This is a genomic window from Streptomyces sp. NPDC088745, from assembly GCF_044751045.1.
Classification (GTDB): Bacteria; Actinomycetota; Actinomycetes; order Streptomycetales; family Streptomycetaceae; genus Streptomyces; species Streptomyces cremeus.
This window is the reverse complement of the sequence record NZ_JBIVLB010000001.1, coordinates 789,632-815,404: the sequence shown is the minus strand read 5'-3', so window position 1 is coordinate 815,404 and position 25,773 is coordinate 789,632. Positions and strand designations below refer to the sequence as shown.

Here is a 25,773-nt window from a genome sequence, read left to right as displayed (position 1 = left end):
CCACTGGTGAACCACGGGTGTACCCGGATTCACCACCCCTGGTGCCTCACACAGCGCGGGACGCATTCCTATGATGGGCGCACGACACAGCGGACCACCCGAGACCAGGTGGGACCCCAAGGTGTACGGCGGTGCGACGGTGGTGGAGGGGTCAATGACTCAGGGGGCCGGTCAGGGACCCGCGGTGCGTACGGCTACGTTGCGGGACTTCCGGGTGCCTCCCTATGCGCAGGCCCCCGTCGCGGCGTACGACGCGGAGCAGACGCACGGGGGAGAGCCGGTGCGCGCGGAAGAGCCGGTGCATCCGGGAGGGCCCGTGCACGCGGGAGAGCCCGTGCACGTGGGTGAGCAGAGGCGTCCGGAAGAGCCGGTGCACCCGGGGGAGCAGGCGCACACGGGGCGCCCGTACGTCGTCGCGCAGGAGCCGTACGACCTCTCCGAGGAGCCGTACGACGTGTCCAACGAGCCGTACGCCCCCACGCCGCAGCCGTACGACCTCGCCAAGGAGCCCTACGCCCCCGCACCTGCCCCCTACGTCTCGGCGCACGACGGGTACGACCCCGAGCCCCCCTTCGACGAGGGCGACGAGCCCGAGGGCTACACCCCCACCCAGCGCGACCTCCCGGTGATCACCCGGGACGACCGCGGCCCCGGCGACACGCTGCGCGTGCCGCGGCCGGACTTCGCCGCCCGGAGCGAGGGCGAGGGCCCCGGCCCGCTGTTCGTCGTCGGCGACGTGCACGGCTACCTGGTGGAATTGCTGGACGCCCTGCACGAGCAGGGCCTGATCGACGGCGAGGGCCACTGGTCGGCGGGCAACGCGCGCCTGTGGTTCCTCGGCGACTTCACCGACCGCGGCCCCGACGGCATCGGCGTCATCGACCTGGTGATGCGGCTGTCCGCCGAAGCGGCGGCGGCCGGCGGCTACTGCAAGGCCCTCATGGGCAACCACGAACTCCTGCTCCTCGGCGCCCGCCGCTTCGGCGACACCCCCGTCAACTCCGGCGCCGGCACCGCCACCTTCCAGGCGGCCTGGCTGCTCAACGGCGGCCAGAAGCACGACATGGAGCGCCTCCAGGACGTACACCTGCACTGGATGGCACGCCTGGACGCCGTCGCCCTGGAGGACGGGCACCTGCTGACGCACTCCGACACCACCGCCTACCTCGACTACGGCAGCACCATCGAGGACGTCAACGACACCGTGCACGACATCCTCAACCGCAATGACGCCGACGAGTGCTGGGACGTCTTCCGCAAATTCACCAAGCGCTTCGCGTTCCGTGACGAAGGCGGCTCCGACGCCGTGCGGGAATTGCTCGCCGCATATGGCGGTGAGCGCATCGTGCACGGTCACAGCCCCATCCCGTACCTTCTCGGCGAGGTCGGGGGCGAGGACCCCTCGGACGGAGAGGGCAGCTCGGGACCGCTCGTGGAGGGTCCGCACGTCTACGCCGACTCGCTCGCGATCGCCATGGACGGCGGCGTGACCATGGCCGGAAAGCTGCTGGTGGTCCAACTGCCGCTGAATGACTGAGCGTCACGTGTTCATACGCACGCCAATCGAACACAAACCCGGCGCCGGGTCAATTTCCGCAAACCCCCTGTCACCCCGTGCCGTAACGGCTCTACCATCGGGTTATCCGTAGCAGGCTCTCCTCCGTTTCCGCCCAACCGCCCCACCGAAGCGGGCAACCCGGCCCTACGGAGCATCGGGGGATGCACATGAACAGCGCTCCGCACCTGCTGGCCGAGGACCGCCCGGAGTTCGAGCGGACCCTCGACGAAGCACTGCGCACCGCGCGCGAACGCCCAGAACTGGCCGCCGGGAACGGGCGGCTGAACAATGATCAGCTCCGCACCGCCGCCCTCAACGCGAGGGAGATCATCAACGGTCACGCTCTCGCCGAGTACGACCACTACGTGAAGGTGCGGGGCGAGCTGCGCGCGCCGGCCCTGCCCACCACGCTGCTCGCGCCCGGGGTCGGCGAGCACGCCGAGACGACCGGTGCCGGGGCGATCGCCGTGGTCGCCGTGCTGACCCCCGTGCTGGCCGGGATCGCCGCCGTGGTGCTACTGCTCGTGGGCTTCTCGCTGCGGATGCTGACCCCGCCGCCCGCGATCGCCGACGCCCTGCTGACCGCCGGCTGGGTCTTTACGGCGCTGGCCGCGGCGGGCCTGCTGGGAGCGGCGGTGGGCCTGCTGTTCACCGCGCTGCGCAACGGCTCGACCGCCTTCCGGGCGAGCCACCGGGACGCGAGCGCGGAGGAGGTCGACCGGGCCAGGGACGCCTGGACGGAAGCCCTCATGGAGCGGGGCATCGTCCCGTTCCTCCGCGAGGCCCTCGCCGACGCGCCCGAACCGGACTCCTCCGCTCCGGGGCCGCCCCGGCAGACCGGCCGCATCCCGGGGCTCGGATACTCCCGGCCGGACTTCAGCAGCCCCGGCGAGAACGGCCACAAGACCCGTCCCAGCTACTCCAGCCCGGACTTCTCCAGCCCCGACTTCGGCGGCCCGGACCACACACCGGAGTGACCGGTGCGGCCCGGAGCCGCCGCTTCCGTTACGCCGTGCCCCCGTCGGCCACGCCGTGCCTCAGTCGGCGATCGGCAGGTAGACCCGGTTGCCCGCCGCCGCGAACTCGGCGGACTTCTCCGCCATGCCCGCCTCGATCTCCTCGGCGGTCCCCCCGTGCTCCCTCCTGATGTCCTGGCTGATCTTCATCGAGCAGAACTTCGGCCCGCACATGGAGCAGAAGTGCGCCGTCTTCGCGGGTTCCGCCGGGAGCGTCTCGTCGTGGAACTCCCGGGCCGTGTCCGGGTCGAGGGCCAGGTTGAACTGGTCCTCCCACCGGAACTCGAACCGCGCGTCACTGAGCGCGTCGTCCCACTCCTGCGCCCCCGGGTGGCCCTTGGCGAGGTCCGCCGCGTGGGCGGCGATCTTGTACGTGATGACGCCGGTCTTCACGTCGTCCCGGTTGGGCAGCCCCAGGTGCTCCTTGGGCGTCACGTAGCAGAGCATCGCGGTGCCCCACCAGGCGATCATCGCGGCGCCGATGCCGGAGGTGATGTGGTCGTAGGCGGGCGCCACATCGGTCGTCAGGGGGCCGAGCGTGTAGAACGGCGCCTCCTCGCAGATCTCCTGCTGGAGGTCGATGTTCTCCTTGATCTTGTGCATCGGGACGTGCCCCGGGCCCTCGATCATGGTCTGTACGTGGAAACGCTTTGCGGTCTTGTTGAGTTCCCCGAGCGTCCTCAACTCCGCGAACTGCGCCTCGTCGTTGGCGTCCGCGATCGACCCCGGCCGCAGACCGTCGCCCAGCGAGTACGTCACGTCGTACGCGGCGAGGATCTCGCAGAGCTCCTCGAAGTGCTCGTAGAGGAAAGATTCCCGGTGGTGCGCCAGGCACCAGGCCGCCATGATCGACCCGCCGCGCGAGACGATGCCGGTCTTGCGGCGCGCGGTCAGCGGCACGTAGGCCAGGCGCACGCCCGCGTGGACGGTCATGTAGTCCACGCCCTGCTCGGCCTGCTCGATGACCGTGTCCTTGTAGACCTCCCAGGACAGCTCCTCGGCGCGGCCGTCGACCTTCTCCAGCGCCTGGTAGAGCGGCACGGTGCCGATCGGCACGGGCGCGTTGCGCAGGATCCACTCGCGGGTGGTGTGGATGTTGCGGCCGGTGGACAGGTCCATGACCGTGTCGGCGCCCCACTGCGTCGCCCAGGTCATCTTGTCCACCTCCTCCTCGATCGAGGAAGTGACCGCGGAGTTGCCGATGTTGGCGTTGACCTTCACCAGGAACCGCTTGCCGATGATCATCGGCTCGATCTCCGGGTGGTTCACATTCGCCGGGAGCACCGCGCGGCCCGCCGCGATCTCCTCCCGTACGACCTCGGGGGAGACGTTCTCCCGGATCGCGACGTACTCCATCTCCGGCGTGATCTCCCCGCGCCGCGCGTACGCCATCTGCGTGACGGCCCGGCCCTCGCGGCCCCGGCGGGGCTGCCGGGGCCGGCCGGGGAAGACCGCGTCGAGGTTCTTCAGGCCCCCGCGCGGCGACGTGTGCCTGATGCCGTCGTCCTCGGGGCGGACCGGACGGCCCGCGTACTCCTCGGTGTCGCCGCGCCCGATGATCCAGTTCTCGCGCAGCGGGGCCAGGCCGCGCCGTACGTCCGTCTCGACGGTCGGATCGGTGTACGGGCCGGACGTGTCGTACAGCGTCACGTCCTTCCCATTGGTCAGGTGCACCTGACGGACCGGCACCCGCAGGTCCGGCCGCGATCCCTCGACGTACCCCTTGTGCCAGCCGGGCGTGCGCCCGTCCTGGTCCGAGGCAGGCGTGCGTGCATCCATCGTGGTCATGAGACCTACTCCCTACGCCGGCATTACCCGGTAACAGGTTCGGCGGTCGACGCAGCCGTTTCCGTGCATACGTGTGCGTATGCGTACGGAGGTCAGCGCCCTCTCAGCCCGGTGCTCCGAGCTCCCGCGTGTGCAAAGGTGCCCCCACGCTAGCGCCATGCCGGGCGCGCTGAACAGAGGGCCCCTGTCGTTCTTGCGATGATCGCCTCGTGACCCCATCACAGCCCTCCCCCCAGCCGACGCCCCCCCAGCAGCCTCCCGCCGCAGGTCATGGGCACGGACACAGCCACGGCCACGGCCCGGTCGCGCCGGTGTCCAAGCACCTGCGCAAGGTGATCGCGGCCATCCTGATCCCCTTCGCGACCGCCGTCCTCGTAGGACTGGCGATCCTGTGGCCGGGCGGCGCACCCGGCCACGAGCGCACCGGAGTCGGCTTCGACCGCCAGAGCGAACAGGGCAGGGTCGTCGCCGTCGACACCATCGACTGCAAGGACGCCAATGTCGCCCCGCAGCAGGCGGCTCCGGGCGAGCGGACGACGCCGCCGGGCAGCGGTCCCGCCACCGAGTGCAAGAAGGCCACCGTCGAGGTGACCACCGGCGCCGACAAGGGCCGCACCTTCACCGAGATCGTCCAGCCGGAATCCTCCCGGCAGTTGAAGCAGGATCAGGAGGTCGTCGTCGCGTACGCCCCGAACGCGCCCCGCGACCTCCAGTACTCGGTGACCGACGTGAACCGGAAGCTTCCGCTCGCCCTGCTCGCCGGGATCTTCGCCGTCGCGGTGGTCGTGGTCGGCCGGCTGAAGGGCGTGATGGCGCTGATCGCGCTGGTGGCGTCGTTCGCGGTGCTGACCCTGTTCATCCTCCCGGCCATCCTCCAGGGGTCGAATCCGCTGGTCGTGGCGGTGGTCGGGGCGAGCGCGATCATGCTGATCGCGCTGTACGCCTGCCACGGCCTGAACGCGCGCACCTCCGTCGCGGTGCTCGGCACGCTGATCTCGCTGCTGCTGATCGGGCTGCTGGGCTCGCTGTTCATCGGCTGGGCGTTCCTGTCCGGCAACATCGACGACAGCACCGGCCTCATCCACAGCCTGTATCCGTCGATCGACATGAGCGGCCTGCTGCTCGCCGGCGTCATCATCGGTTCGCTCGGCGTCCTGGACGACGTGACGGTCACCCAGACCTCCGCCGTCTGGGAACTGCACCAGGCCGACCCGACGATGGGCCCGCGCGCGCTGTACCGGGCGGCCATCCGCATCGGCCGCGACCACATCGCGTCCGTCGTGAACACCCTGGTGCTCGCCTACGCGGGCGCCGCGCTGCCGCTGCTGCTGCTGTTCTCCATCGCCCAGTCCAGCGTCGGCACGGTGGCCAACAGCGAGCTGGTCGCGGAGGAGATCGTGCGCACCCTGGTCGGTTCCATCGGCCTGGTGGCCTCGGTGCCGGTGACCACCGCGCTCGCGGCGCTGGTGGTCTCCGCGGACCGTTCGGGCACCGGAGCCGGTACGGGTTCCGGCTCGGTCACGGCGCCGGACGCGCGGCCGGTACGACGCGGACGCGGCCGGCGCCGCAAGAGCTGACGCGGGCCGGGGTCACCCCGCGTTCTCCTCCGCGAGGATGCGGCCGAGCTCGTCCTCCAGGCACCCGGCATAGTTACTCTGCGTGTGCTCCTGGCCGAGGGGGACCAGCTTGTCGGTGCGGTCGAGGAAGGCGACCAGGGGCGCCGCGCTCGCCCGGAACAGCGCCCGGTCGCCACCGACCTGGAGCCGGATGTGGACGTCCGCGAGTTCGTCCGGATCGGACGGCGAGATGTGCACATCCCCCTCGCCGCAGGGTTCATTGATCCCGTCGACCAACAGCTCACGCCCAAAAGCCCAGGTCACAGGGGAATCACCGGGCAGGTGGAAGGTCAGGCGGATCGCGTACGGGTCCTTCGCCTCGTACATCAGCTCCACCGGAATGCGAAAGGAGAGCTCCTCGGAGACGAGGAAGCTCATCATGACCTCTGCCTGAACCGACTCGCGCATAGCCAACCCTGCCGTAGATGAAAGTGGCCGGAACGATCCCTTCCGGACCTCTTGACGCCATCGTGCTTGAAGCACTAACAGATCACAAGGAGTGAGTTTTCAGATACTGATAGAGAACATGAGCGAACGGATCACCCCACCGAGTTCAGCGCGCATCTGTTCGACAGCGGGTCTCAGCCGGTGTTCCTGATCGAGCGGGAGCGAGATCGCCAGCGCGGCCGCCGTCGGCCCGATCGTGACCGGGATCGCCGCGCACGCCGTGCCGATCACGTACTCCTGGCGCTCGACCACCGTCTGCATCCGCTCGACCGCCGACAGCCTCTCCAGCAGGGCGGACGCGTCGCGCACGGTGTACGGGGTGAGGGGTTCGACGGGGTGGCGGTCGAGGTGGTCGAGGCGGGTTCGGGTGTCCACCTGGGAGAGCAGGCACTGGCCGATCGCGTGCGCGTGCGCCGTCTCGCGGAGGTCGGCCCATTCCTCGACGGCCGGGTGTTCGATGCTCTCGGCGAGGGCCGTCAGTTCGACTTCACCCTCGCGGTAGACGGCGAAATACACCGCGACCCCGAGCGTGTCGCGCCAGCGCTCCATCGTCCCGGTGACGACCTCGCGCCGGTCCTGCCCCGCCGCCCCCCGCCCGAGCCGCCCGACGGCCGGTCCGAGCACAAAAACACCCTGCTCGCGACGGAGGTATCCCTCGTGGGTCAGGGTGCGCAGCAGGTGGTAGGCGGTGGGCAGCGGAAGCCCGGCCTCGCGGGCGAGCTGCTTGGCGGGGGCGCCGCCGGGGTGGTCGCTGACCGCCTCCAGCAGGCGCAGGGCGCGCTGGACCGAGCCGATCAGGGTGGGGGCGGATGCCGGACCGCCGGGCACGGGCCCACCTGTCGGGGAACCGCCGGGCTCGGGTCTTCCGGGCTCGGGTCTTCCGGGCGCGGGTCTTCCGGGCGCGGGTCTTCCGGAAGCGGGCGCCGGTGGGGTGCGGGGGCGGGGGGCGGCCGGCACGGTCGCGGTGATCGGTGCGGGCGGGGCGGTCGGTCGGGCCGTGGGCTGGGCCGTGGCCATGGGTCACTCCCGGGGTCCCGAGGGGCGGTGCGGCCGCCGGGGAGCGGGAGTCCCGGGTGACGGCAGCGGTTTTTCACCCTAACTGCCAAGCCCGGGGGCTCAGTTGTTTTCACGTGTCAGATTCCCCCCGGCGGGCTAACGCCCGCACGGGTTGCCTGACGGCGGCCACGGTCCCGCCGCGCGCGGCGTCACCAGCCCTTGGAGGAACCGCCGGACGAGGAGGACGACTTGAAGCGCCGTATGACGTAGATCAGACCGCCGACCAGCGCGACCAGGACCAGCAGCTTGAACAGCAGCCCGATCAGCGTGCCGATCGCGGTGAGGATCGCGCCGCCGAACACGAGGAGGACGAGGGCGGGGATCGCGACCCACTTCACCCAGCCCGGCAGACCTTCGAATACTTCTCGTGCAGCCATCTTCGTGCCTCTCCCTAGGTCCGGAATCTGCCCGGCTCTGCGATGTTTTCCTGCTTTCGATGCTAGGCGCGGAAGCACGTCCAACGGGGCCGTGCAGCCCTTGAAGACCCCTGATCCGCCCCCTAGGGAACCCGGGGTGTTTCACGTGAAACATTTCGGGGGCCGGCCCACGGAAGCGGCTCAGCCCTCCGGCGGAGCTCAGGTCTCCGGGGGAGCTCAGCCCTCCGGTGGGGACAGCCCTCCGGAGGGGACAGCTCTCCAGTGGGGTTCAGCCCTCCGGCGGGGAGAAGACCACCAGCACCCGCAGGTCCTCCGAGATGTGGTGGAACTTGTGCGCCACCCCGGCCGGCACGTAGACCACACTGCCTCGCGCCACCTGCGTCGTCTCCATGCCGACGGTGACCGCCGCGCGGCCGCTCACCACGAAGTAGATCTCGTCCTCGTTGTGCGGCTGCTGCGGGTCCGTCGCGCCCGCGTCGAGCGCGTACAAACCGGCCGACATGTTCCGTTCCTTGAGGAACTGCAGATACGCGCCGTCATTCGCGGCGCGCTCCGCCTCCAGATCGTCCAGTCGGAATGCCTTCATGCCTGCTCGCTCCTCGCCGCGTACCGCCGTACTGGGTATGACCGATCACGTCTGCCACGATCGGGCACATGATGAATTTTGCAGTAAAGACGATCGCCAACGCGGTCGCCCTCTGGGTGGCCGTGTGGCTCGTCCAGGACATCACGCTCACCGGCGACAGCACCGGCCGCAGAATCGGCACGCTCGTCGTGGTGGCCCTGCTCTTCGGGCTGGTGAACTTCCTGGTCAAGCCGGTGGTGAAGCTCCTCTCCTTCCCGCTGTTCGTCCTCACGCTGGGTCTGTTCACCCTGGTCGTGAACGCTCTGATGCTGCTGCTCACCTCGTGGCTGGCCGACACGTTCGACCTCGCCTTCCACGTCGAGGGCTTCTGGACCGCCGTGCTCGGCGCGCTCATCATCAGCGTCGTGTCCTGGGCCCTGAACATGATCCTCCCCGACGGAAGGGACTGACCTCCATGCCGATGTCCGACGAAGACGGCGACGGCACCCGGTCCGTGCGGGCCGGGCTGCCCGAACCCGTCGCCTACGAGCCGACCCTGCCGGGACCGGTGTTCGCCGCCCACTTCCACCTGCCGGGCGAACCCACGGGCCCGTACACCTACGGCCGCGACGAGAACCCCACCTGGACCCATCTGGAACGGGCGATCGGAGAGCTGGAGGACCCGGGCGGCGCCGCCCACACAGTGGTCTTCGCCTCCGGCATGGCCGCGATCTCGGCGGTGCTGCTCTCCCAGGCGAAGGCGGGCGACGCCGTCGTGCTGCCCGACGACGGCTACCAGGCACTCCCCCTGGTCCGCGAGCAACTGGAGGCGTACGGGGTCGAGGTGCGTACCGCGCCCACTGCCGACGAGGCGCAGATCGTCCACCTCACCGGCGCGAGACTGCTGTGGATCGAGTCGCCGTCCAACCCGGGCCTCGACGTCTGCGACATCCGCCTCCTCGCCGACGCCGCCCACGAGGCCGGCGCCCTGGTCGCCGTCGACAACACCCTCGCCACCCCGCTCGGACAGCGCCCGCTCGACCTGGGCGCCGACTTCTCGGTGGCCAGCGGCACCAAGGGGCTCACCGGCCACGGTGACCTGCTGCTCGGCTACGTGACCTGCCGCGACGCCGAACTGGCGGCGAGGGTGCGCCGCTGGCGCAAGGTCGTCGGGGCGATTCCCGGGCCGATGGAGGCCTGGCTCGCCCACCGCTCGCTGGCCACGCTGCAACTGCGCGCCGACCGGCAGGGCGCGAGTGCCCTGCTGCTCGCGACGGCCCTGCGTGGGCACCCGTACGTCAGCGGCCTGCGTCACCCGGGTCTGCCCGAGGACCCCGCACACCCGGTGGCGGCGCGGCAGATGCAGCGGTTCGGCTGCGTGGTGTCGTTCACGCTGCCGGACCGGGAGTTCGCGGAGAAATTCCTGGGCGCGCTGCGGCTGGTGGACGACGCGACGAGTTTCGGCGGCGTGCGGTCCACCGCCGAGCGGCGCGGGCGGTGGGGCGGCGACGCGGTGCCGGAGGGCTTCATCCGGCTCTCGGTGGGCGCGGAGGACGCGGACGACCTGCTCGTCGACATCCTGCGGGCGCTGGAGGCGGCGGGCGGCCCGCTGGACGGACCGGTCGGCTGACGGTCTCCGAGCGCTCGATGCGGCACGCATGTACGTAGCGCTGGGTAGCCGCCCGGCGTAGGACGGGCGGTCCGAACCTCCCCCCTCGTGGCTCGGACCGCCCCGGTTCTGCGCGCGAAGAACCGCCTGCACAAGGCTAGTTGACTCTGCGTCAGTGTCCAATCACGCTAGCGACAGCGACCTATCGACATATTTATACTGCGTCTTCGGGCACACCGGCGGGGACCGGACCACGGGACCTGGACAGCGGTACGGGGCCGGGCGCACTCCGGCCTCCGCGACCGCCGTCCCGGTACCGCGCGACGCGGAAGGCATGACATGGACCTGGCCCTGCTGCGCACCTTCGTCACCGTCCACCGGGCGGGCTCCTTCACCCGGGCCGCCGCCCTGCTCGGCCTCTCCCAGCCCGCCGTCACGGGCCAGATACGCACGCTGGAGCGGCAGTTGGGCCGTCCCCTGTTCCTGCGCCGGGCCCGTGGCGTCACCCCCACCGCCATCGGCGACGAACTCGCCCACCGGGCCGCCCCGCACCTCGACGCCCTGGTCGAGATCACCGAGACCGGCCTCGACGACCAGTCCGGTGTACGCACCCTGCATCTGGCCGGGCCGCCCGAGTTCACCTCGCTGCGCGCCCTGCCCGCGCTCGCCCCGCTCACCGCCCAGGGACTGGCGCTGCGGGCCGCCTTCGGCAGTTCCGAGGAGACCCTGGAAGGGCTCGCCGCCGGTCACCACGACCTGGCGCTCACCACCGACCGGCCGCGCGGCGGGCTGCTGACCGCCACCGCCCTGTGCGACGAGGAACACGTCCTGGTCGCCGCACCCCGCTGGGCCAAGCACCTCACCCCGGAACTCCTCGCCGACAAGGGCGCCGTCGTCCTGGAGAACCTCCCCGTGGTCGAGGTCCACGAGAGCCTGCCGCTGGTCACCCGGTACTGGGCCGCCGTCTTCGACACCCCGCCCGCGTCCGCGGGCACCGTCGTCGCCCCGGACCTGCGCGCCGTCCTGACCGCCACCAGCGCCGGCGCGGGTCTGGCCGTACTGCCCCGCTACCTGTGCGCGGACGCGCTCGCCCGCGGCGACGTGGTGGCGCTGCACGAGCCCGCGGTGCCGCCCCTGCGCACCTATTTCCTCGCGGTGCGCACCGGCACGCTCGCCCAGCCCCATCTCGCGCGGGCGCACGAATGGCTGCTGCGCGCTGCCGGAGACTGGTGCTGAGCGGGAGCCGAGGGGGGCCCGAAGTTTCGACCGGCCCCGCGCGGGCCACGTTATTGCCATGACCGAACGTCCCGTGGTCAAGCGCACCGCCCGCGCCGTCCTCCTCGACGGCGACCACCTCGTCCTCATCAAGCGCACCAAGCCCGGCGTCGACCCGTACTGGGTGACCCCCGGCGGAGGAGTCGAGCCGACGGACGCCACCGTCGTCGACGCCCTGCACCGGGAGGTGGACGAGGAACTCGGGGCGAAGATCAGCGACGTGGTCCCCTGCTTCGTCGACACCGTCGAGCACATCGCGGGCAACGCCGGCGCGGGCGTGAAGGTGCAGCACTTCTTCGTCTGCCGCCTGGAGTCCATGGACCCGGCGCTGCGGCACGGCCCGGAGGTCGACGAGCCGCTCGGCGAGTACGAGATCGTGCGGGTGCCCTTCAGCCGGGTCGGCATCGCGGCCGTGCATCTCGTACCGCTGTCCCTGCGGCACTACCTGGACGGCAACATCGAGGGCGTACGGGCACTGCTCGCCCCCGACCTGGGCTAGCCGACCGCTGCGACGAGTTCCTCCACCGCGTCGTGCCGTATGCGGCTGCCCGGGATGCCGACGGTCCTGAGCGCGTCGAGTCCGCTGCGGATCATGCCGGGCGGCCCCGAGAGGTAGGCGTCGTACGCGTTCCAGGGCCCGAACTTGCGCACCGCGTCGGGGAACTGGGACCGGTCGTCGACCACCGGGCGCACCGACAGCCAGGAGTGCGACTTCGCCAGGCGCAGCATGGTGTCGATGTCGTACAGGTCGAAGTCGGTGCGCGCCCCGTAGAACACCTCGACCGGCCGCCGCTCCCCGTGCTCCGCGACGTCCTCGACGAGTGCCTTGATGGGGGCGATGCCGGTGCCGCCGCCGATGCAGAGCAGCCCGTTGTCGGTGGTGTGGTCGACGGTCATGGAACCGGAGGGCGGGCCGAGCCGCAGGACGTCGCCGGGGCGGGCCCGGTGCACCAGCGCGTTCGACACCCAGCCCGCCGGGACGGCCTTCACGTGCAGGGTGAGCAGCCCGTCCGGGCGCGGGGCCGCCGCGAAGGAGTAGTGCCGCCAGACCCGCGGCCACCACGGCGTCTCCAGGCTGGTGTACTGCCCGGCCAGGAACGGGTACGGCTGGTCGGGGCGGAGCGTGATCACGGCGATGTCGGGGGTGCGCAGGTCGTGCGCGACGACCTCGGCGTGCCACCAGGGCGGCGAGGTCAGTTCGCTCTCCGCCGCCGCGTCGATCATGATCTGCGAGACCTTCGTGTACGTCCGCACCCAGGCGGCCTCGGTCTCCGCGTCCCACACCGCCGCCGCGTACCGGGTCAGCGCCCCGATCAGGGCCTCGCCGACAGCCGGGTAGTGCGCGGCCCGCGTGCCGTACTTGCGGTGCCCGGAGCCGAGGTGGCGCAGGTACTGGCCGAGCACCTCGGGGGTGTCCATGTGATCGGCGGCGGTCAGCAGCGCCTTGAACAGCCGGTCGCGCTGGGTGTCCATGGCCGGCGGGAACATCGGCCGCAGGTCGGGGTGCCGGACGAACAGCAGCGCGTAGAAGTACGAGGTGGCCCGGTCCGCCACCGGCTCGATCTCGGCCAGCGTCCTGCGCACCCGAAGGGCGTCCGGGGAGGGCTGGTGGCCCTCGGGGGCGGCGAAGGGCCGGGGCGGGGTGCTCCCGAAGAGGAGTGCGGCAGCCGTCGGCGCGGGGTCCGCGGCCGGCGACTCGGGGGCCGACGGGGCGGCGTCGGCGGCCCGTCGTGGTCCGTCCGCCGGGTCCGTGCCGGCGGCCTGCGGCGCGGCCGCCGTCGGGGCGGGGCCGGTGGCCGGTGGTTCGGTCGCCTCCGCGGGTTCAGCAGTGGCCGTGGCGCCGGGCGCGGGGACGAACCACCCGCTGCTCCTGTCGCCGTCCGGGCCTCTTCCGGCTCCCTCTCCACCGGCCTCGGCTATGCGGTTCTGCCTGGCCGCGGCGGTGTTCCCGGTCGGTGTCGCTGTCGGAGCGTCCATTCTGTGCCTCGCCTCGAACGTCATGTGGTCGCGCTTCTCCCTCAGTGAGAGCTCTGTGAGAGCAAGGCGGAAAAGGCTGCGCGTCGGCCGCAGTTCTCGTCGTCGCAGCGTGTCAGCCCGTCGCCCACAGCGGGCGAAGACCGGGAAGTCCAGGTTTCCGATCTCTCCTTACGCCTAGGCTGCTTTCGCCCCATGCCCATGGGCCCTCGGTCCGAGGCAGCGCATTCCCAGTAACCCCGACACCATTCCTGCCGTCCTCCGTCACCGGCCGAACCGCGATGTTTCACGTGAAACACACCGCATGGACCGGTTGCCCAGTTTGCCCCGTGATCGAAAAAGGCCCGCCTCCGGCCCCTCCCGTGCGGGAGAGTCCGGGGGCGGGCGGCGCAGAAGCCGCAGGTCAGCGTTGCGCGGCGAGCACGGCCGTCTCTGATTCGGGCGCGCTTCCCCTGACGACCCGGCTGCCGTTTCGTACCGTACGACGGTCCAGCGACCCCGAGATGAGGGCGACCACCAGCGCGGACACCGCCAGCCCGGCTCCGACCCAGTTCGGGGCGGTCAGCCCGAGTCCGCCGGTGATGACGAGTCCGCCGAGCCAGGCCGCGAGGGAGTTGCCGAGGTTGAAGGCGCCGATGTTCCCGGCGGAGGCCAGCGTGGGCGCGGCGGCGGCCTGGTCCAGCACCCGCTTCTGCAACGGCGGCACGGTCGCGAAGCCGAACGCGCCGATCAGGAAGAGGGTGACGGCCGCAGCGGCCTTGTTGTGGGCGGTGACCGTGAAGAGGGCGAGCACCACGGCGAGGCCGGCCAGGGACACGTACAGCAGGGGCATCAGGGCGCGGTCGGCGAACCGGCCGCCGATCAGGTTGCCGGTGACCATGCCGAGGCCGAAGAGGACCAGCAGCCAGGTGACGGAGCCGCTCGCGTAGCCCGCGACATCGGTGAGCATCGGCGTGATGTAGGTGATCGCGGCGAAGACACCGCCGAAGCCCAGCACGGTCATCGCCATCGCGAGCAGCACCTGCACGTTGCGGAAGGCGGCCGCCTCGTCCCGCAGCCGCACGCCCTCCGGCTTCGGCTGTTCGGGGACCAGCTTGGCGATGCCCGCGAGGCCGAGCACACCCAGTCCGGCGACGACGAAGAAGGTGGCCCGCCAGCTGACCTGCTGCCCGAGCCAGGTCCCGAACGGAACGCCGATCACATTGGCCAGGGTCAGCCCCGTGAACACCATCGAGAGGGCCTTGGCCTTCTTGTCCGGTGCGACCAGCCCGGCGGCGACGATCGAGCCGATGCCGAAGAACGCGCCGTGCGTGAAGGAGGCGACCACCCGCCCGGCGAGCATCACGCCGAAGGCGGGGGCGACGGCGGTGAGCACGTTGCCCACGACGAAGAGACCCATTAGCAGCATCAGCATGTTCTTGCGCGAGACGCGGGTGCCGAGCGCGGTCATGAGCGGGGCGCCGAGGACGACGCCGAGGCCGTATCCGGTGACGAGGTGTCCGGCGGTGGGGATCGAGACCTGGTACTCGGCGGCCACCTCGGGGAGCAGCCCCATGATCACGAATTCGGTGGTGCCGATACCGAAGGCGCCGATGGCCAGTGCGAGGAGCGCGAGCGGCATGGGGGTCCTTCCGGAGGAGAGCGGGGGGCTTGGGGGTCCTGCCCGCACCGTTGCTTGCAAGGACCCCTTACGAGCGTAAACAATAATTGCAGACGCGGGTTAATTGCAAGCGCGGGATATTGCGGAAGTCGCCTATCCTGGTCTGCGGGCCGCACCCCCTCCGCCCACGGCACGGCACACCGCCGGCCCTTCCACAGCGCCCGGGGACGAGGAGAGAACAGATGACCGCCACCGATCCCGCGCTCACCGCCCTCGCCCAGGGCTGGTGCGCGCTCTCCCTCCTGCACAGCCGCATCGAGGCCCACATCGAGAAGGCCCTGCAGGCCCGGCACGACCTGAGCGTCCGCGAGTACTCCCTGCTCGACGTCCTGAGCCGCCAGCACAGCGGGCCCGGCGGGCACCTCCAGATGCGCCAGGTGGCCGAGGCCGTCCTGCTCAGCCAGAGCGCCACCACCCGCCTGGTCACCCGGCTGGAGGACCGCGGCCTGCTCACCCGCTACCTCTGCGACACCGACCGCCGCGGCATCTACACCGACGTCACCGACGCCGGCCAGGCCCTCCTCGCCGAGGCGCGCCCCACCAACGACACCGCCCTGCGCGAAGCCCTCGACGCCGCCGCCGAGAACCCCGAACTCGCACCTCTCGTACGCACGGTGGAAGAGCTGCGCACCCCGGCCCGACCTGCGTAACCTGCGGCCATGACCACTGCCGAAGACCTCCGGATACGGCCCGCGACCGAGGCCGATCTCCCCGCCGTCGTCGCGATGCTCGCCGATGACCCGCTCGGTGCGCACCGCGAATCGCCGGACGACCTCACCCCGTACACGGCCGCCCTGAAACAGCTCCGGGACGACCCGAACCAGTACGTCGTCGTCGCCGAACTGGACGGAAAGGTCGTCGGCACCCTCCAGTTGACGATCGTCCACGGCCTGTCCCGCAAGGGCGCCACCCGTTCGATCATCGAAGCGGTCCGCGTCCACGAGGACGCCCGGGGCAGCGGTCTCGGCACCCGGTTCATCGAGTGGGCCATCGCGGAATCCCGCGCCCGGGGCTGCCAGTTGGTGCAGCTCACCTCGGACGCCACCCGCACGGACGCCCACCGCTTCTACGAGCGGCTCGGCTTCACCGGATCCCACGTGGGCTTCAAGCTCCCGCTCTGACCCGACATCCGGCCCGGCGGGGGACGCGGCGCCGACCGCGCCCCCCGGTACCGGCCGCTAGCCGATCCCCCGCCACCCCCGCGCGTCCACCCCGCCCGGCACCGGCGCCCCGGGGTCGTACGCCTGCCGGGTGAAGACGAACGACGCCACGTCGAGGTGGCTCACCGTGCCGTCAGGCCGCCGCACCACCCGCAGCGTCTCCCCCGCGTAGTACCCGTCGAGCCCCATCCACGTCCCGTCCGGCCGCGCCCGGAACCGCGAGGTGCGCCCCGCGCTGCCGTCGAGCTTGCCCAGCGAGAGCCCGCCGTCACCGGTCAGGCGCAGTCCGTGGGCGAGCGTGCCCCAGTACCAGGCGCCGGTCAGCTCCAGCAGCGTCTGGTCCACCTGGCCCTCCGGCAGCGGACGCCACGGCTCCGGAATGCCGGGCTCGGCCTCGGCGACCGTGATGGCCAACTCCGCAGCCAGCGCGCCCGTCGCGGGCCCCGAGGTCGCGTTGGCCAGCGCCGCGGCCGCCACCCCGGCGGCGGGATCCACCCACAGCGCGGCCACGTACCCCGGCAACGAACCGCCGTGCCCGACCAGTTCCCGTCCCCCGGCCCGGATCACCTGCACCCCGAGCCCGTACGCACCGGACCAGTTGCCCGCCTCCAGCGGCGCCGCCGGCACGCGCATCTCCCGTACCGAGTCCGCACACAGCACCCGGTCGTCGCCGTGCAGCAGGAAGGCGCCGAAGCGGCAGAGGTCCCCGGCCGTCGACCACAGCTGCCCCGCGGGCGCCATCAGCCCCAGGTCCTCCACCGGTTCCGGAATCAGCACGTCCGCCCAGGGGTGCACCGCCCAGCCCTCCGCGTACGGGGCCTCGGGCTGCGCGCTGGTCCGCGTCAGCCCCAGCGGCTCGGTGATCTCGCGCCGCACGGCCTCGGCCCACGGCATCCCGCGCACCGCCTCGACCAGAGCGCCGAGCAGCGTGTACCCGGGATTGGAGTAGTGGAAGATCCGCCCCGCCTCGTGCGGACGCGCTCCGTCCGGCTTGCCGTCCGCCGCGAGCACATCGGCGAGATCCGGGCGCAGCGTGCCGGGCGTGCGCTCCCACCACTGCCCCGGCGTCTCGGCCGCCAGCCCCGCCGTGTGCCCCAGGAGTTGACGGATCGTGACATCGCCGACTCCCGTGTCGGGCACGTACTTCTCCAGCGGATCCGCGAGACCCACCAGTCCCTCGTCCCTCAGCCGCATCACCAGCACCGCGGTGAACGTCTTGGTGATCGAACCGATCCGGTACTGGTCCTCCTCCCCCGGCGCACGCCCGTCGACGTCCGTGCCCCGCACCCCGCTCCACACGACGCGCCCGTCCCGCAGCACGGCGGCGACCAGGGACGGCGCACGCCCCCCGGCCTGGGAAGCGGCGACGGAACGAAGCAGGGAGCGACGGGTGCTCGCAAGGAGGTCGCAGGACTCATGGTCGGGGCTGCCGGGGGCGGTGTCCGCAGAAGGTGTCATGCTCCGCGATTATCCCCGCCGGACGGAGGACTTCAGTTCGGATGCCGCACGCCGACGCTTTCCCCCGGCCCGTCCTCGAACTCCGGGCCCCGTCAGGTCTGGGCCATGTCCACGAAGCGGGAGTAGTGGCCCTGGAAGGCCACCGTGATCGTCGCCGTCGGACCGTTGCGGTGCTTGCCCACGATGATGTCCGCCTCGCCCGCGCGGGGCGACTCCTTCTCGTACGCGTCCTCGCGGTGCAGCAGGATCACCATGTCGGCGTCCTGCTCGATGGAACCGGATTCACGCAGGTCGGAGACCATCGGCTTCTTGTCCGTGCGCTGCTCGGGGCCACGGTTGAGCTGGGACAGCGCGATCACCGGCACCTCCAGCTCCTTGGCCAGCAGCTTCAGGTTTCGCGACATGTCCGAGACCTCCTGCTGGCGGCTCTCGCTGCGCTTGGAGCCGCCGGCCTGCATGAGCTGGAGGTAGTCGATGATGACCAGCTTGATGTCCTGCCGCTGCTTGAGCCGGCGGCACTTGGCGCGGATCTCCATCATGGAGAGGTTCGGGGAGTCGTCGATGAACAGCGGGGCCGCCGAGACGTCCGGCATCCGGCGCGCCAGCCGCGTCCAGTCGTCGTCCGTCATCGAGCCCGAGCGCATGTGGTGCAGCGCCACCCGCGCCTCGGCCGACAGCAGGCGCATCGCGATCTCGTTGCGGCCCATTTCGAGCGAGAAGATCACGCTGGCCATGTTGTTCTGGATCGAGCAGGCGCGGGCGAAGTCCAGGGCGAGCGTCGACTTGCCCATGGCGGGACGGGCCGCGATGACGATCATCTGGCCCGGGTGCAGGCCGTTGGTCAACGAGTCCAGGTCGGTGAAACCCGTCGGCACGCCGGACATCTGACCGCTGCGGGAGCCGATCGCCTCGATCTCGTCGAGCGCGCCCTCCATGATGTCGCCGAGCGGCGCGTAGTCCTCCGAGGTGCGCTGCTCGGTGACCGCGTAGATCTCGGCCTGCGCGGAGTTGACGATCTCGTCGACGTCGCCGTCGCCCGCATATCCCATCTGCGTGATCTTCGTGCCCGCCTCGACGAGACGGCGCAGCACCGCCCGCTCGTGGACGATCTCCGCGTAGTACTCGGCATTGGCCGCCGTCGGCACCGACTGCACCAACGTGTGCAGATACGGGGCGCCGCCCACCTTGGTGATCTCGCCGCGCTTGGTGAGCTCGGCGCTGACCGTGATCGGGTCGGCGGGCTCGCCCTTGGCGTACAGGTCGAGGATCGCCTGGAAGACGGTCTCGTGCGCCGGCTTGTAGAAGTCGTGTCCCTTGAGGACCTCGACCACGTCCGCGATGGCGTCCTTGGACAGCAGCATGCCGCCGAGCACCGACTGCTCCGCGTCCAGGTCCTGCGGCGGTACGCGCTCGAAGCCGCTGCCCCCGCCGCCGTCCCAGCCCCCGCTGTCGGAGCCGCGGTCGTGCCGGTCGTCACGGCCTCGGCCGCCGCCGTCGCCTCGCTTACGGGCGGGCAGACGGTCACCCGGACCGCTGTCGGCCCAGGGGTCGTCCAAGGGCTCGGAAATCGTCACCGGGCCCACCTCCTCCCGTCCGCTCCGCGGACCTCGCTGTGCCACTCTTTCTTACGGCACGGCTCCGACAAATGAGACGCCCGACTTCCGCTTCCCACTGTTCGGATGAGGCGTGATCTCCGCAGGCACCCGGAGGCCGAACGCGGCCGGAAGACAGGGCGGGCGCCGGTCCACGGTAGGCCCGCGGGCCCCGTCAGCCAATCTGGTTATCCACAGGCCCTGTGAGAAAGTACGCCGTTGCTGTGGAGAACTCCCCAGAACCTGTGCACGGACCGGGGGACAGTGCTGTGGACAAGTTCACAGCACTCTCACCGTGGCCCATCTGACCTGCGGAAACGCCATCCACCGGCTGTGGGGGAGAAAAACTTTCCCCAGCAGGCCAAGATCACTGCAAACGGCGCACGCCGCGCACCGCGAAACGCCGATCAGTAAGGGTCCCAAAGCCATTGCATCTCTTACCTGTGGAAGATTAGATTGAGGCCATGACATCGGCTCCCGCGACAACGAAAGCAGGCCGCCGACGGCACGACCGCGAGATCGTCGCCCTCGCCCTGCCCGCGTTCGGCGCACTCGTCGCCGAGCCCCTCTTCCTGATGGCCGACAGTGCCATCGTCGGCCACCTCGGCACCCCCCAGCTCGCAGGTCTCGGCATCGCCTCGGCGCTGCTCACCACCGCGGTGAGCATCTTCGTCTTCCTCGCGTACGCCACCACCGCGGCCGTCTCCCGACGCGTCGGCGCGGGCGACCTCGCCGCCGCCATCCGCCAGGGCATGGACGGCATCTGGCTCGCCCTGCTCCTGGGCGCGATCGTCATCGCCGCCGTGCTGCCGACCGCCCCCGGCCTGGTCGAGCTCTTCGGCGCCTCGGACACCGCCGCTCCCCACGCCCTCACGTATCTGCGCATCTCCAGCCTCGGCATCCCCGCGATGCTCGTGGTCCTGGCCGCCACCGGTGTCCTGCGCGGCCTCCAGGACACGAAGACCCCGCTGTACGTCGCCATCGGCGGCTTCGTCGCCAACGGCATCCTCAACGTGCTCCTCGTGTACGGCTTCGGGCTCGGCATCGCCGGGTCGGCCTGGGGCACCGTGGCCGCCCAGTGGGCCATGGCCGCGGTCTACCTCGTGGTCGTCGTCCGCGGCGCCCGCCGGCACGGCGCCTCCCTGCGTCCGGACGCCGCCGGGATAAGGGCCTCGGCCCAGGCCGGCGCCCCCCTTCTCGTCCGTACGCTGTCGCTGCGCGCGGTGCTGATGATCGCCACCGCCGTCGCCGCCCGGCTCGGCGACGCGGACGTGGCCGCCCACCAGATCATCCTGACCCTGTGGAGCCTGCTCGCTTTCGCCCTGGACGCCATCGCCATCGCCGGGCAGTCCATCATCGGCCGCTGTCTGGGCGCGGGGGACGAAGAAGGCGCCCGGGCCGCCTGCCGCCGCATGGTCGAGTGGGGCATCGCGGCCGGTGTGGTGCTCGGCGTCCTGGTCGTACTCTCCCGCCCGCTCTTCGTCCCGCTCTTCACCGGCGACCAGCTCGTCCGGGACGCCCTGCTGCCCGCGCTTCTGGTGGTGGCCGTCAGCCAGCCGGTCTCCGGTGTGGTCTTCGTGCTGGACGGCGTGCTGATGGGCGCGGGCGACGGCCCGTACCTGGCCTGGGCCATGCTGGCCACGCTCGCCGTGTTCGCCCCGGTGGCCCTGCTGGTACCGACGCTGGGCGGCGGCCTGACGGCGCTGTGGTGGGCGATGGTGCTGATGATGGCGGTCCGCATGGTCACCCTGTGGTGGCGGACCCGCTCGGGCCGCTGGATCGTCACGGGCGCATCCCGGTGACGTAGCGGTGGATGTTCCACGTGAAACATCCGCCCATGAGAAAGGGCCGCACCCCCGAGGGGATGCGGCCCTTCTCACTGCTCAGACCTTCTCAGGCCGGGGCGTGCTGCACTCAGGCAGCGACGACCTCGACGCCGAGCTTCGCGGCCACGTCGGCGTGCAGACGCACGGAGACCTGGTGCGAACCGAGGGTCTTGATCGGGGAGCCCAGCTCGACGCTGCGCTTGTCGACCTTCGGACCACCGGCGGCGACGATCGCGGCAGCGACGTCGGCGGGGGTCACGGAGCCGAAGAGACGGCCCGCGTCGCCGGAGCGAACGGAGAGGCTGACCTTCGTGCCCTCGAGCTTGGCCTTGACCTCGTTGGCCTGCTCGATGGTCGCGATCTCGTGGATCTTGCGGGCGCGGCGGATCTGCGCCACGTCCTTCTCGCCACCCTTGGTCCAGCGCAGCGCGAAGCCGCGGGGAACCAGGTAGTTGCGAGCGTAGCCGTCCTTGACGTCGACGACGTCGCCAGCGGTACCGAGGCCGGAGACCTCGTGGGTCAGGATGATCTTCATTTTTCGGTCACCCTTTCCTTATCGCGCGGTGGACGTGTAGGGCAGCAGCGCCATCTCACGGCTGTTCTTGACGGCCGTGGCGACGTCACGCTGGTGCTGCGTGCAGTTGCCGGTGACGCGGCGGGCACGGATCTTGCCGCGGTCGGAAATGAACTTCCGCAGCATGTTCGTGTCCTTGTAGTCCACGTACTGGGTCTTGTCCTTGCAGAACGCGCAGACCTTCTTCTTAGGCTTGCGCACAGGCGGCTTCGCCATGGTGTTTCTCCTGTGTGATCAAGAAGTGGGGGTACGAACAGCCCTAGAAGGGCGGCTCGTCCGAGTAGCCACCGCCGCCGCCGGCGCCGGAGTTGCCGGAGTTCCCACCCCAGCCACCCCCGCCCTGCGGCTGCTGCCCACCGGCCGGCGCGCTGGAGGCCCAGGGGTCGTCGGAGGGAGCTCCGCCGCCCTGCTGGCCGCCACCGGAACCGCCGCCCCAGTTTCCGCCGCCACCCTGCTGGCCGCCGCCGAATCCGCCGCCGCCACCCTGACCACCGCGGCCGGTGGTCTTGGTGACCTTGGCCGTGGCGTTCTTGAGCGCGGGACCGACTTCTTCGACGTCCAGCTCGTAGACCGTGCGCTTGATGCCCTCACGGTCCTCGTAGGACCGCTGCTTCAGCCGGCCCTGCACGATGACGCGCATGCCTCGCTGGAGCGACTCCGCGACGTTCTCCGCCGCCTGACGCCAGACCGAGCAGGTGAGGAACAGGCCTTCGCCGTCCTTCCACTCATTGGTCTGCTTGTCGAAGATGCGGGGAGTGGACGCGACACGGAACTTCGCGACCGCCGCACCGGACGGGGTGAAGCGCAGCTCGGGGTCGTCGACGAGATTGCCGACGACCGTGATGACGGTCTCGCCTGCCATGGGTGAACCTCTCGGCGGGGATTGCTGCGGAAAGCTGTGGTGCTGCTGGTGGGTGCTACTCGAACCCGATTACCGCTGAACCGAAGTTCAGTGGGTCTCGGGGCGGAGGACCTTGGTCCGGAGGACCGACTCGTTCAGGTTCATCTGTCGGTCGAGCTCCTTGACGACCGCAGGCTCGGCCTGCAGGTCGATGACCGAGTAGATGCCCTCGGGCTTCTTCTTGATCTCGTAGGACAGACGACGACGGCCCCAGGTGTCGACCTTCTCGACCTTTCCGTTGCCCTCACGGACGACGGAGAGGAAGTTCTCGATCAGGGGGGCGACAGCGCGCTCCTCCAGATCGGGGTCGAGGATGACCATCACTTCGTAGTGACGCATGTGGAACCCACCTCCTTTGGACTCAGCGGCCACGGTCGTTCCGTGGCAGGAGGGTCGTGATGCGTACGCAACGGTATCGGCTGCCTCTGACAATCCCGCGGGAAAGAGCCCGCGGAGACGTTTAGGGCAGGGGTGACACCGGTGCAGACCGTCCAGAGTACCCGTAGAGAGGCTTCCGGTTGAAATCGGGCCCCGGATGACCGCAATCTGTACACATCGGGTGTGAGCGGCGCTACAGTGCGCCGCCTTCTGCCAGGAGGTGCCCCATGGCACAGGCAATGCGACACGACTCGTCCGTCTCCCTCTTCGCCACCGACGGCAAGCCCCATCCGCTCCAGGACACCCTCCTGGGGATCACCCTGGTCCTCGGCGTGCTGGCCCTGGTGACGGCGATGTTCCACCACCTCCACCTCCTGTCCTCCTGGGCCGGCCTGGTGGGCATCCTCACCGGGGGCTACGGGATGTACGTCTCCGCGACCACCCGCGAGCGCTTCGCTCTGATCCTCGGTCTGGGCGCCTCCGCGCTCGGTTTCTTCCTGGGGATGGCACACGGCGGGCTCTTCGGCGGCCTTCTGGGCTGAACCCGGCGGCATTTCGGCCGGGCAGGGCCGGACGGGGCGCTCCATCGGCCCAGTAGGCTTCGGCGCGAGAGCCGGAGCCCCTGACCCCATGGGGACACACCTGCCGAGGAGCGCCCCGCATGACGAGCCTGACCCTTCGGACCATCCCCCGAGAGCAGCATCTGGCGTACATCCAGAGCCTGCCCGCGGCGAGCCACATGCAGGTCCCGGCATGGGCCGACGTGAAGGCGGAGTGGCGCTCGGAGAGCCTGGGCTGGTTCGACGACCGCAACGGCGAACTGGTCGGCGCCGGCCTGGTGCTGTACCGGCAGCTCCCGAAGATCAAGCGGTACCTGGCGTACCTCCCCGAGGGCCCGGTCATCAACTGGTACGCCCCGAACCTGGACGACTGGCTCCAGCCGATGCTGACGCACCTCAAGCAGCAGGGCGCCTTCTCGGTGAAGATGGGCCCGCCCGTCGTCATCCGCCGTTGGAACGCCGCGGCCATCAAGGCGGGCATCCAGGACCCGGACGTGAAGCGGCTGCGCGACGTCGAGGCCACCCACATCGAGCCGCGCGCCTTCGAGGTGGCGGACCGGCTGCGCAAGATGGGCTGGCAGCAGGGTGAGGACGACGGCGCCGGATTCGGCGACGCGCAGCCCCGCTACGTCTTCCAGGTCCCCCTCGCCAACCGCTCGCTGGAGGACGTCCACAAGGGCTTCAACCAGCTGTGGCGTCGCAACATCAAGAAGGCCGAGAAGGCCGGTGTCGAGGTCGTCCAGGGCGGCTACCAGGACCTCGCCGAGTGGCAGCGGCTGTACGAGATCACCGCGGTCCGCGACCACTTCCGGCCCCGCCCGCTGGCGTACTTCCAGCGCATGTGGTCGGCCCTCAACACCGAGGACCCCAACCGGATGCGGCTGTACTTCGCCCGCCACAACGGTGTGAACCTCTCCGCGGCGACGATGCTCGTCGTCGGCGGGCACGTCTGGTACTCCTACGGCGCCTCCGACAACATCGGCCGTGAGGTCCGTCCCTCCAACGCCATGCAGTGGCGGATGCTGCGCGACGCCTACGCGATGGGCGCCTCGGTCTACGACCTGCGGGGCATCTCCGACTCGCTGGACGAGACGGACCACCTCTTCGGACTGATCCAGTTCAAGGTGGGCACGGGCGGCGAGGCCGCCCAGTACCTCGGCGAGTGGGACTTCCCGCTCAACAAGCTGCTGCACAAGGCGCTCGACGTCTACATGTCACGCCGCTGACGGCCGGGCCTCCCCGGCCCCCGTACGTTCTCCCACCTCCGACACACCGCAGCAACAGGAAAGGTTCCGGACCGGCTCATGGCGCTCACTCTCTCCGTCGACACCGCGCGCTGGCGGGCGCACCAGAAGTCCGTGATCGAGCAGTTCCCGGGCCTGGTTCCGGTCTGCAAGGGCAACGGATACGGCTTCGGGCACGAGCGTCTCGCCGAAGAGGTGACGCGCTTCGGCTCGGACATCCTCGCCGTCGGCACCACCTACGAGGCCGCTCGGATCAAGGACTGGTTCAGCGGAGACCTGCTGGTCCTCACCCCGTTCCGGCGGGGTGAGGAGCCGGTGCCGCTGCCCGACCGGGTCATCCGTTCCGTGTCGTCCGTGGACGGTGTGCACGCCCTGGTGGGCGCCCGGGTCGTCATCGAGTGCATGAGCTCGATGAAGCGGCACGGCGTCAAGGAGTCCGAACTCGCGCAGTTGCACGCCGCGATCGAGGACGTCCGGCTGGAGGGCTTCGCGCTGCACCTGCCGCTCGACCGCGCCGACGGTTCCGACGCGGTCGAGGAGGTCATCGCGTGGATGGACCGCCTGCGTACCGCGCGGCTTCCGCTGCACACCATGTTCGTCAGCCACCTCAAGGCCGAGGAACAGGCGCGACTCCAGCAGCAGTTCCCGCAGACCCGGTTCCGCGCCCGGATCGGCACCCGGCTGTGGCTGGGCGACCACGAGGCGACGGAGTACCGGGGCTCGGTGCTCGACGTGACGCCCGTGTCCAAGGGCGACCGGTTCGGCTACCGGCAGCAGAAGGTGGCCTCCGACGGCTGGCTGGTGGTCGTCGCGGGAGGAACCTCGCACGGCGTGGGCCTGGAGGCCCCGAAGGCGCTGCACGGCATGATGCCCCGTGCCAAGGGGGTGGCGCGGGCCGGCCTGGCGACGGTGAACCGGAACCTGTCGCCGTTCGTGTGGGCGGGCAAGCAGCGCTGGTTCGCGGAGCCGCCGCACATGCAGGTGTCGATCCTGTTCGTGCCGTCCGACGCGACGGAGCCGACGGTGGGTGACGAACTCGTGGCCCATCTGCGGCACACGACGACGCAGTTCGATCGCATGCTCGACCGCTGAGACGTCCCTGAGCGGAAACCGGCGGCCGGTGTTTCACGTGAAACACC

26 protein-coding genes and 1 riboswitch are annotated in these 25,773 nt (G+C 70.6%); of the genes, 13 read left to right on the top strand and 13 right to left on the bottom strand.

Annotated features, from left to right (window positions below; genetic code table 11):
• Positions 1 to 154: 154 nt before the first annotated feature.
• Together ACIP93_RS03710 and ACIP93_RS03705 are read left to right on the top strand one after the other, a co-directional pair.
• Positions 155 to 1,537: a metallophosphoesterase gene (locus ACIP93_RS03710; protein WP_401755254.1), complete on the top strand. Its 1,383-nt coding sequence runs from the start codon at positions 155 to 157 to the stop codon at positions 1,535 to 1,537.
• A gap of 182 nt (positions 1,538 to 1,719) precedes the next feature.
• On the top strand, positions 1,720 to 2,535 hold the full coding sequence (locus tag ACIP93_RS03705; protein WP_345220815.1) for a hypothetical protein: 816 nt from the start codon (positions 1,720 to 1,722) through the stop codon (positions 2,533 to 2,535).
• 60 nt (positions 2,536 to 2,595) lie between these two features.
• On the opposite strand, the gene thiC is transcribed toward ACIP93_RS03705, so the two are convergent.
• The gene (gene thiC / locus ACIP93_RS03700) at positions 2,596 to 4,362 is read right to left on the bottom strand and encodes a phosphomethylpyrimidine synthase ThiC (RefSeq protein ID WP_401755251.1); all 1,767 of its coding nucleotides are present in this window, start codon (positions 4,360 to 4,362) and stop codon (positions 2,596 to 2,598) included.
• Positions 4,355 to 4,500, bottom strand: a riboswitch (TPP riboswitch). It overlaps the preceding gene by 8 nt.
• Before the next feature lie 71 nt (positions 4,501 to 4,571).
• On the opposite strand from thiC, the gene ACIP93_RS03695 reads away from it, so the two are divergent.
• Positions 4,572 to 5,939: a YibE/F family protein gene (locus tag ACIP93_RS03695; protein ID WP_401755248.1), complete on the top strand. Its 1,368-nt coding sequence runs from the start codon at positions 4,572 to 4,574 to the stop codon at positions 5,937 to 5,939.
• A 12-nt stretch (positions 5,940 to 5,951) separates the two neighbouring features.
• On the opposite strand, the gene ACIP93_RS03690 is transcribed toward ACIP93_RS03695, so the two are convergent.
• The 4 genes from ACIP93_RS03690 to ACIP93_RS03675 all read right to left on the bottom strand — a co-directional run bounded on the left by ACIP93_RS03690 (position 5,952) and on the right by ACIP93_RS03675 (position 8,444).
• Positions 5,952 to 6,386: an SsgA family sporulation/cell division regulator gene (locus ACIP93_RS03690; protein WP_345220823.1), complete on the bottom strand. Its 435-nt coding sequence runs from the start codon at positions 6,384 to 6,386 to the stop codon at positions 5,952 to 5,954.
• Between the two features lie 99 nt (positions 6,387 to 6,485).
• Positions 6,486 to 7,253, bottom strand: a complete 768-nt coding sequence (locus ACIP93_RS03685; RefSeq protein ID WP_401755245.1) for an IclR family transcriptional regulator — start codon at positions 7,251 to 7,253, stop codon at positions 6,486 to 6,488.
• A 377-nt stretch (positions 7,254 to 7,630) separates the two neighbouring features.
• Complete coding sequence (locus ACIP93_RS03680) at positions 7,631 to 7,858, bottom strand: DUF5326 family protein (protein ID WP_401755243.1); 228 nt, start codon at positions 7,856 to 7,858, stop codon at positions 7,631 to 7,633.
• Between the two features lie 268 nt (positions 7,859 to 8,126).
• Positions 8,127 to 8,444, bottom strand: coding sequence for a cupin domain-containing protein (locus tag ACIP93_RS03675; RefSeq protein WP_345220827.1), 318 nt, complete (start codon positions 8,442 to 8,444; stop codon positions 8,127 to 8,129).
• A gap of 68 nt (positions 8,445 to 8,512) precedes the next feature.
• On the opposite strand from ACIP93_RS03675, the gene ACIP93_RS03670 reads away from it, so the two are divergent.
• The 4 genes from ACIP93_RS03670 to ACIP93_RS03655 all read left to right on the top strand — a co-directional run bounded on the left by ACIP93_RS03670 (position 8,513) and on the right by ACIP93_RS03655 (position 11,806).
• Entirely contained in the window at positions 8,513 to 8,893 is a 381-nt protein-coding gene (locus ACIP93_RS03670; RefSeq protein ID WP_345220830.1) for a phage holin family protein, read from the top strand.
• 11 nt (positions 8,894 to 8,904) lie between these two features.
• Positions 8,905 to 10,053 (top strand): cystathionine gamma-lyase, encoded by a 1,149-nt coding sequence (locus ACIP93_RS03665; RefSeq protein WP_401755239.1) that lies wholly within the window; start codon positions 8,905 to 8,907, stop codon positions 10,051 to 10,053.
• A gap of 318 nt (positions 10,054 to 10,371) precedes the next feature.
• The gene (locus ACIP93_RS03660) at positions 10,372 to 11,268 is read left to right on the top strand and encodes a LysR family transcriptional regulator (RefSeq protein ID WP_345220834.1); all 897 of its coding nucleotides are present in this window, start codon (positions 10,372 to 10,374) and stop codon (positions 11,266 to 11,268) included.
• Between the two features lie 58 nt (positions 11,269 to 11,326).
• Positions 11,327 to 11,806 (top strand): NUDIX hydrolase, encoded by a 480-nt coding sequence (locus ACIP93_RS03655; RefSeq protein ID WP_345220836.1) that lies wholly within the window; start codon positions 11,327 to 11,329, stop codon positions 11,804 to 11,806.
• Here the strand turns inward: ACIP93_RS03655 and ACIP93_RS03650 are convergent.
• Together ACIP93_RS03650 and ACIP93_RS03645 are read right to left on the bottom strand one after the other, a co-directional pair.
• The gene (locus tag ACIP93_RS03650; protein ID WP_401755235.1) at positions 11,803 to 13,284 is read right to left on the bottom strand and encodes a globin domain-containing protein; all 1,482 of its coding nucleotides are present in this window, start codon (positions 13,282 to 13,284) and stop codon (positions 11,803 to 11,805) included. The two genes, ACIP93_RS03655 and ACIP93_RS03650, sit on opposite strands and share 4 nt — an antisense overlap.
• Before the next feature lie 400 nt (positions 13,285 to 13,684).
• Positions 13,685 to 14,902 (bottom strand): MFS transporter, encoded by a 1,218-nt coding sequence (locus ACIP93_RS03645; protein WP_401755232.1) that lies wholly within the window; start codon positions 14,900 to 14,902, stop codon positions 13,685 to 13,687.
• A gap of 221 nt (positions 14,903 to 15,123) precedes the next feature.
• Here ACIP93_RS03645 and ACIP93_RS03640 point away from each other — a divergent pair, with 221 nt between their 5' ends.
• Together ACIP93_RS03640 and ACIP93_RS03635 are read left to right on the top strand one after the other, a co-directional pair.
• Complete coding sequence (locus tag ACIP93_RS03640) at positions 15,124 to 15,591, top strand: MarR family transcriptional regulator (RefSeq protein WP_345220846.1); 468 nt, start codon at positions 15,124 to 15,126, stop codon at positions 15,589 to 15,591.
• Positions 15,592 to 15,600: 9 nt separating this feature from the next.
• A complete protein-coding gene (locus tag ACIP93_RS03635) occupies positions 15,601 to 16,062 on the top strand; it encodes a GNAT family N-acetyltransferase (RefSeq protein ID WP_401755228.1) in 462 nt (153 codons plus the stop codon).
• Between the two features lie 57 nt (positions 16,063 to 16,119).
• On the opposite strand, the gene ACIP93_RS03630 is transcribed toward ACIP93_RS03635, so the two are convergent.
• Both ACIP93_RS03630 and dnaB read right to left on the bottom strand, forming a co-directional pair.
• Positions 16,120 to 17,559 (bottom strand): serine hydrolase domain-containing protein, encoded by a 1,440-nt coding sequence (locus tag ACIP93_RS03630; RefSeq protein ID WP_401755225.1) that lies wholly within the window; start codon positions 17,557 to 17,559, stop codon positions 16,120 to 16,122.
• A gap of 92 nt (positions 17,560 to 17,651) precedes the next feature.
• A complete protein-coding gene (gene dnaB, locus ACIP93_RS03625) occupies positions 17,652 to 19,115 on the bottom strand; it encodes a replicative DNA helicase (RefSeq protein ID WP_401755649.1) in 1,464 nt (487 codons plus the stop codon).
• Positions 19,116 to 19,615: 500 nt separating this feature from the next.
• Between dnaB and ACIP93_RS03620 the strand changes: the two genes are divergently transcribed.
• Positions 19,616 to 20,953: an MATE family efflux transporter gene (locus ACIP93_RS03620; protein WP_401755222.1), complete on the top strand. Its 1,338-nt coding sequence runs from the start codon at positions 19,616 to 19,618 to the stop codon at positions 20,951 to 20,953.
• Positions 20,954 to 21,065: 112 nt separating this feature from the next.
• On the opposite strand, the gene rplI is transcribed toward ACIP93_RS03620, so the two are convergent.
• The 4 genes from rplI to rpsF all read right to left on the bottom strand — a co-directional run bounded on the left by rplI (position 21,066) and on the right by rpsF (position 22,791).
• The gene (rplI, locus tag ACIP93_RS03615) at positions 21,066 to 21,512 is read right to left on the bottom strand and encodes a 50S ribosomal protein L9 (RefSeq protein ID WP_345220855.1); all 447 of its coding nucleotides are present in this window, start codon (positions 21,510 to 21,512) and stop codon (positions 21,066 to 21,068) included.
• An 18-nt stretch (positions 21,513 to 21,530) separates the two neighbouring features.
• Entirely contained in the window at positions 21,531 to 21,767 is a 237-nt protein-coding gene (gene rpsR / locus ACIP93_RS03610) for a 30S ribosomal protein S18 (RefSeq protein WP_003967857.1), read from the bottom strand.
• Between the two features lie 43 nt (positions 21,768 to 21,810).
• The gene (locus ACIP93_RS03605) at positions 21,811 to 22,413 is read right to left on the bottom strand and encodes a single-stranded DNA-binding protein (RefSeq protein WP_345220858.1); all 603 of its coding nucleotides are present in this window, start codon (positions 22,411 to 22,413) and stop codon (positions 21,811 to 21,813) included.
• 87 nt (positions 22,414 to 22,500) lie between these two features.
• The gene (gene rpsF, locus ACIP93_RS03600; protein ID WP_005482942.1) at positions 22,501 to 22,791 is read right to left on the bottom strand and encodes a 30S ribosomal protein S6; all 291 of its coding nucleotides are present in this window, start codon (positions 22,789 to 22,791) and stop codon (positions 22,501 to 22,503) included.
• Between the two features lie 266 nt (positions 22,792 to 23,057).
• Here rpsF and ACIP93_RS03595 point away from each other — a divergent pair, with 266 nt between their 5' ends.
• The 3 genes from ACIP93_RS03595 (at position 23,058) to ACIP93_RS03585 (ending at position 25,726) form a co-directional block, all read left to right on the top strand.
• Positions 23,058 to 23,372: a hypothetical protein gene (locus tag ACIP93_RS03595; protein WP_345220860.1), complete on the top strand. Its 315-nt coding sequence runs from the start codon at positions 23,058 to 23,060 to the stop codon at positions 23,370 to 23,372.
• Positions 23,373 to 23,491: 119 nt separating this feature from the next.
• Positions 23,492 to 24,616, top strand: coding sequence for a peptidoglycan bridge formation glycyltransferase FemA/FemB family protein (locus tag ACIP93_RS03590; protein WP_345220862.1), 1,125 nt, complete (start codon positions 23,492 to 23,494; stop codon positions 24,614 to 24,616).
• A gap of 78 nt (positions 24,617 to 24,694) precedes the next feature.
• Complete coding sequence (locus ACIP93_RS03585; protein WP_345220864.1) at positions 24,695 to 25,726, top strand: alanine racemase; 1,032 nt, start codon at positions 24,695 to 24,697, stop codon at positions 25,724 to 25,726.
• Positions 25,727 to 25,773 lie beyond the last annotated feature (47 nt).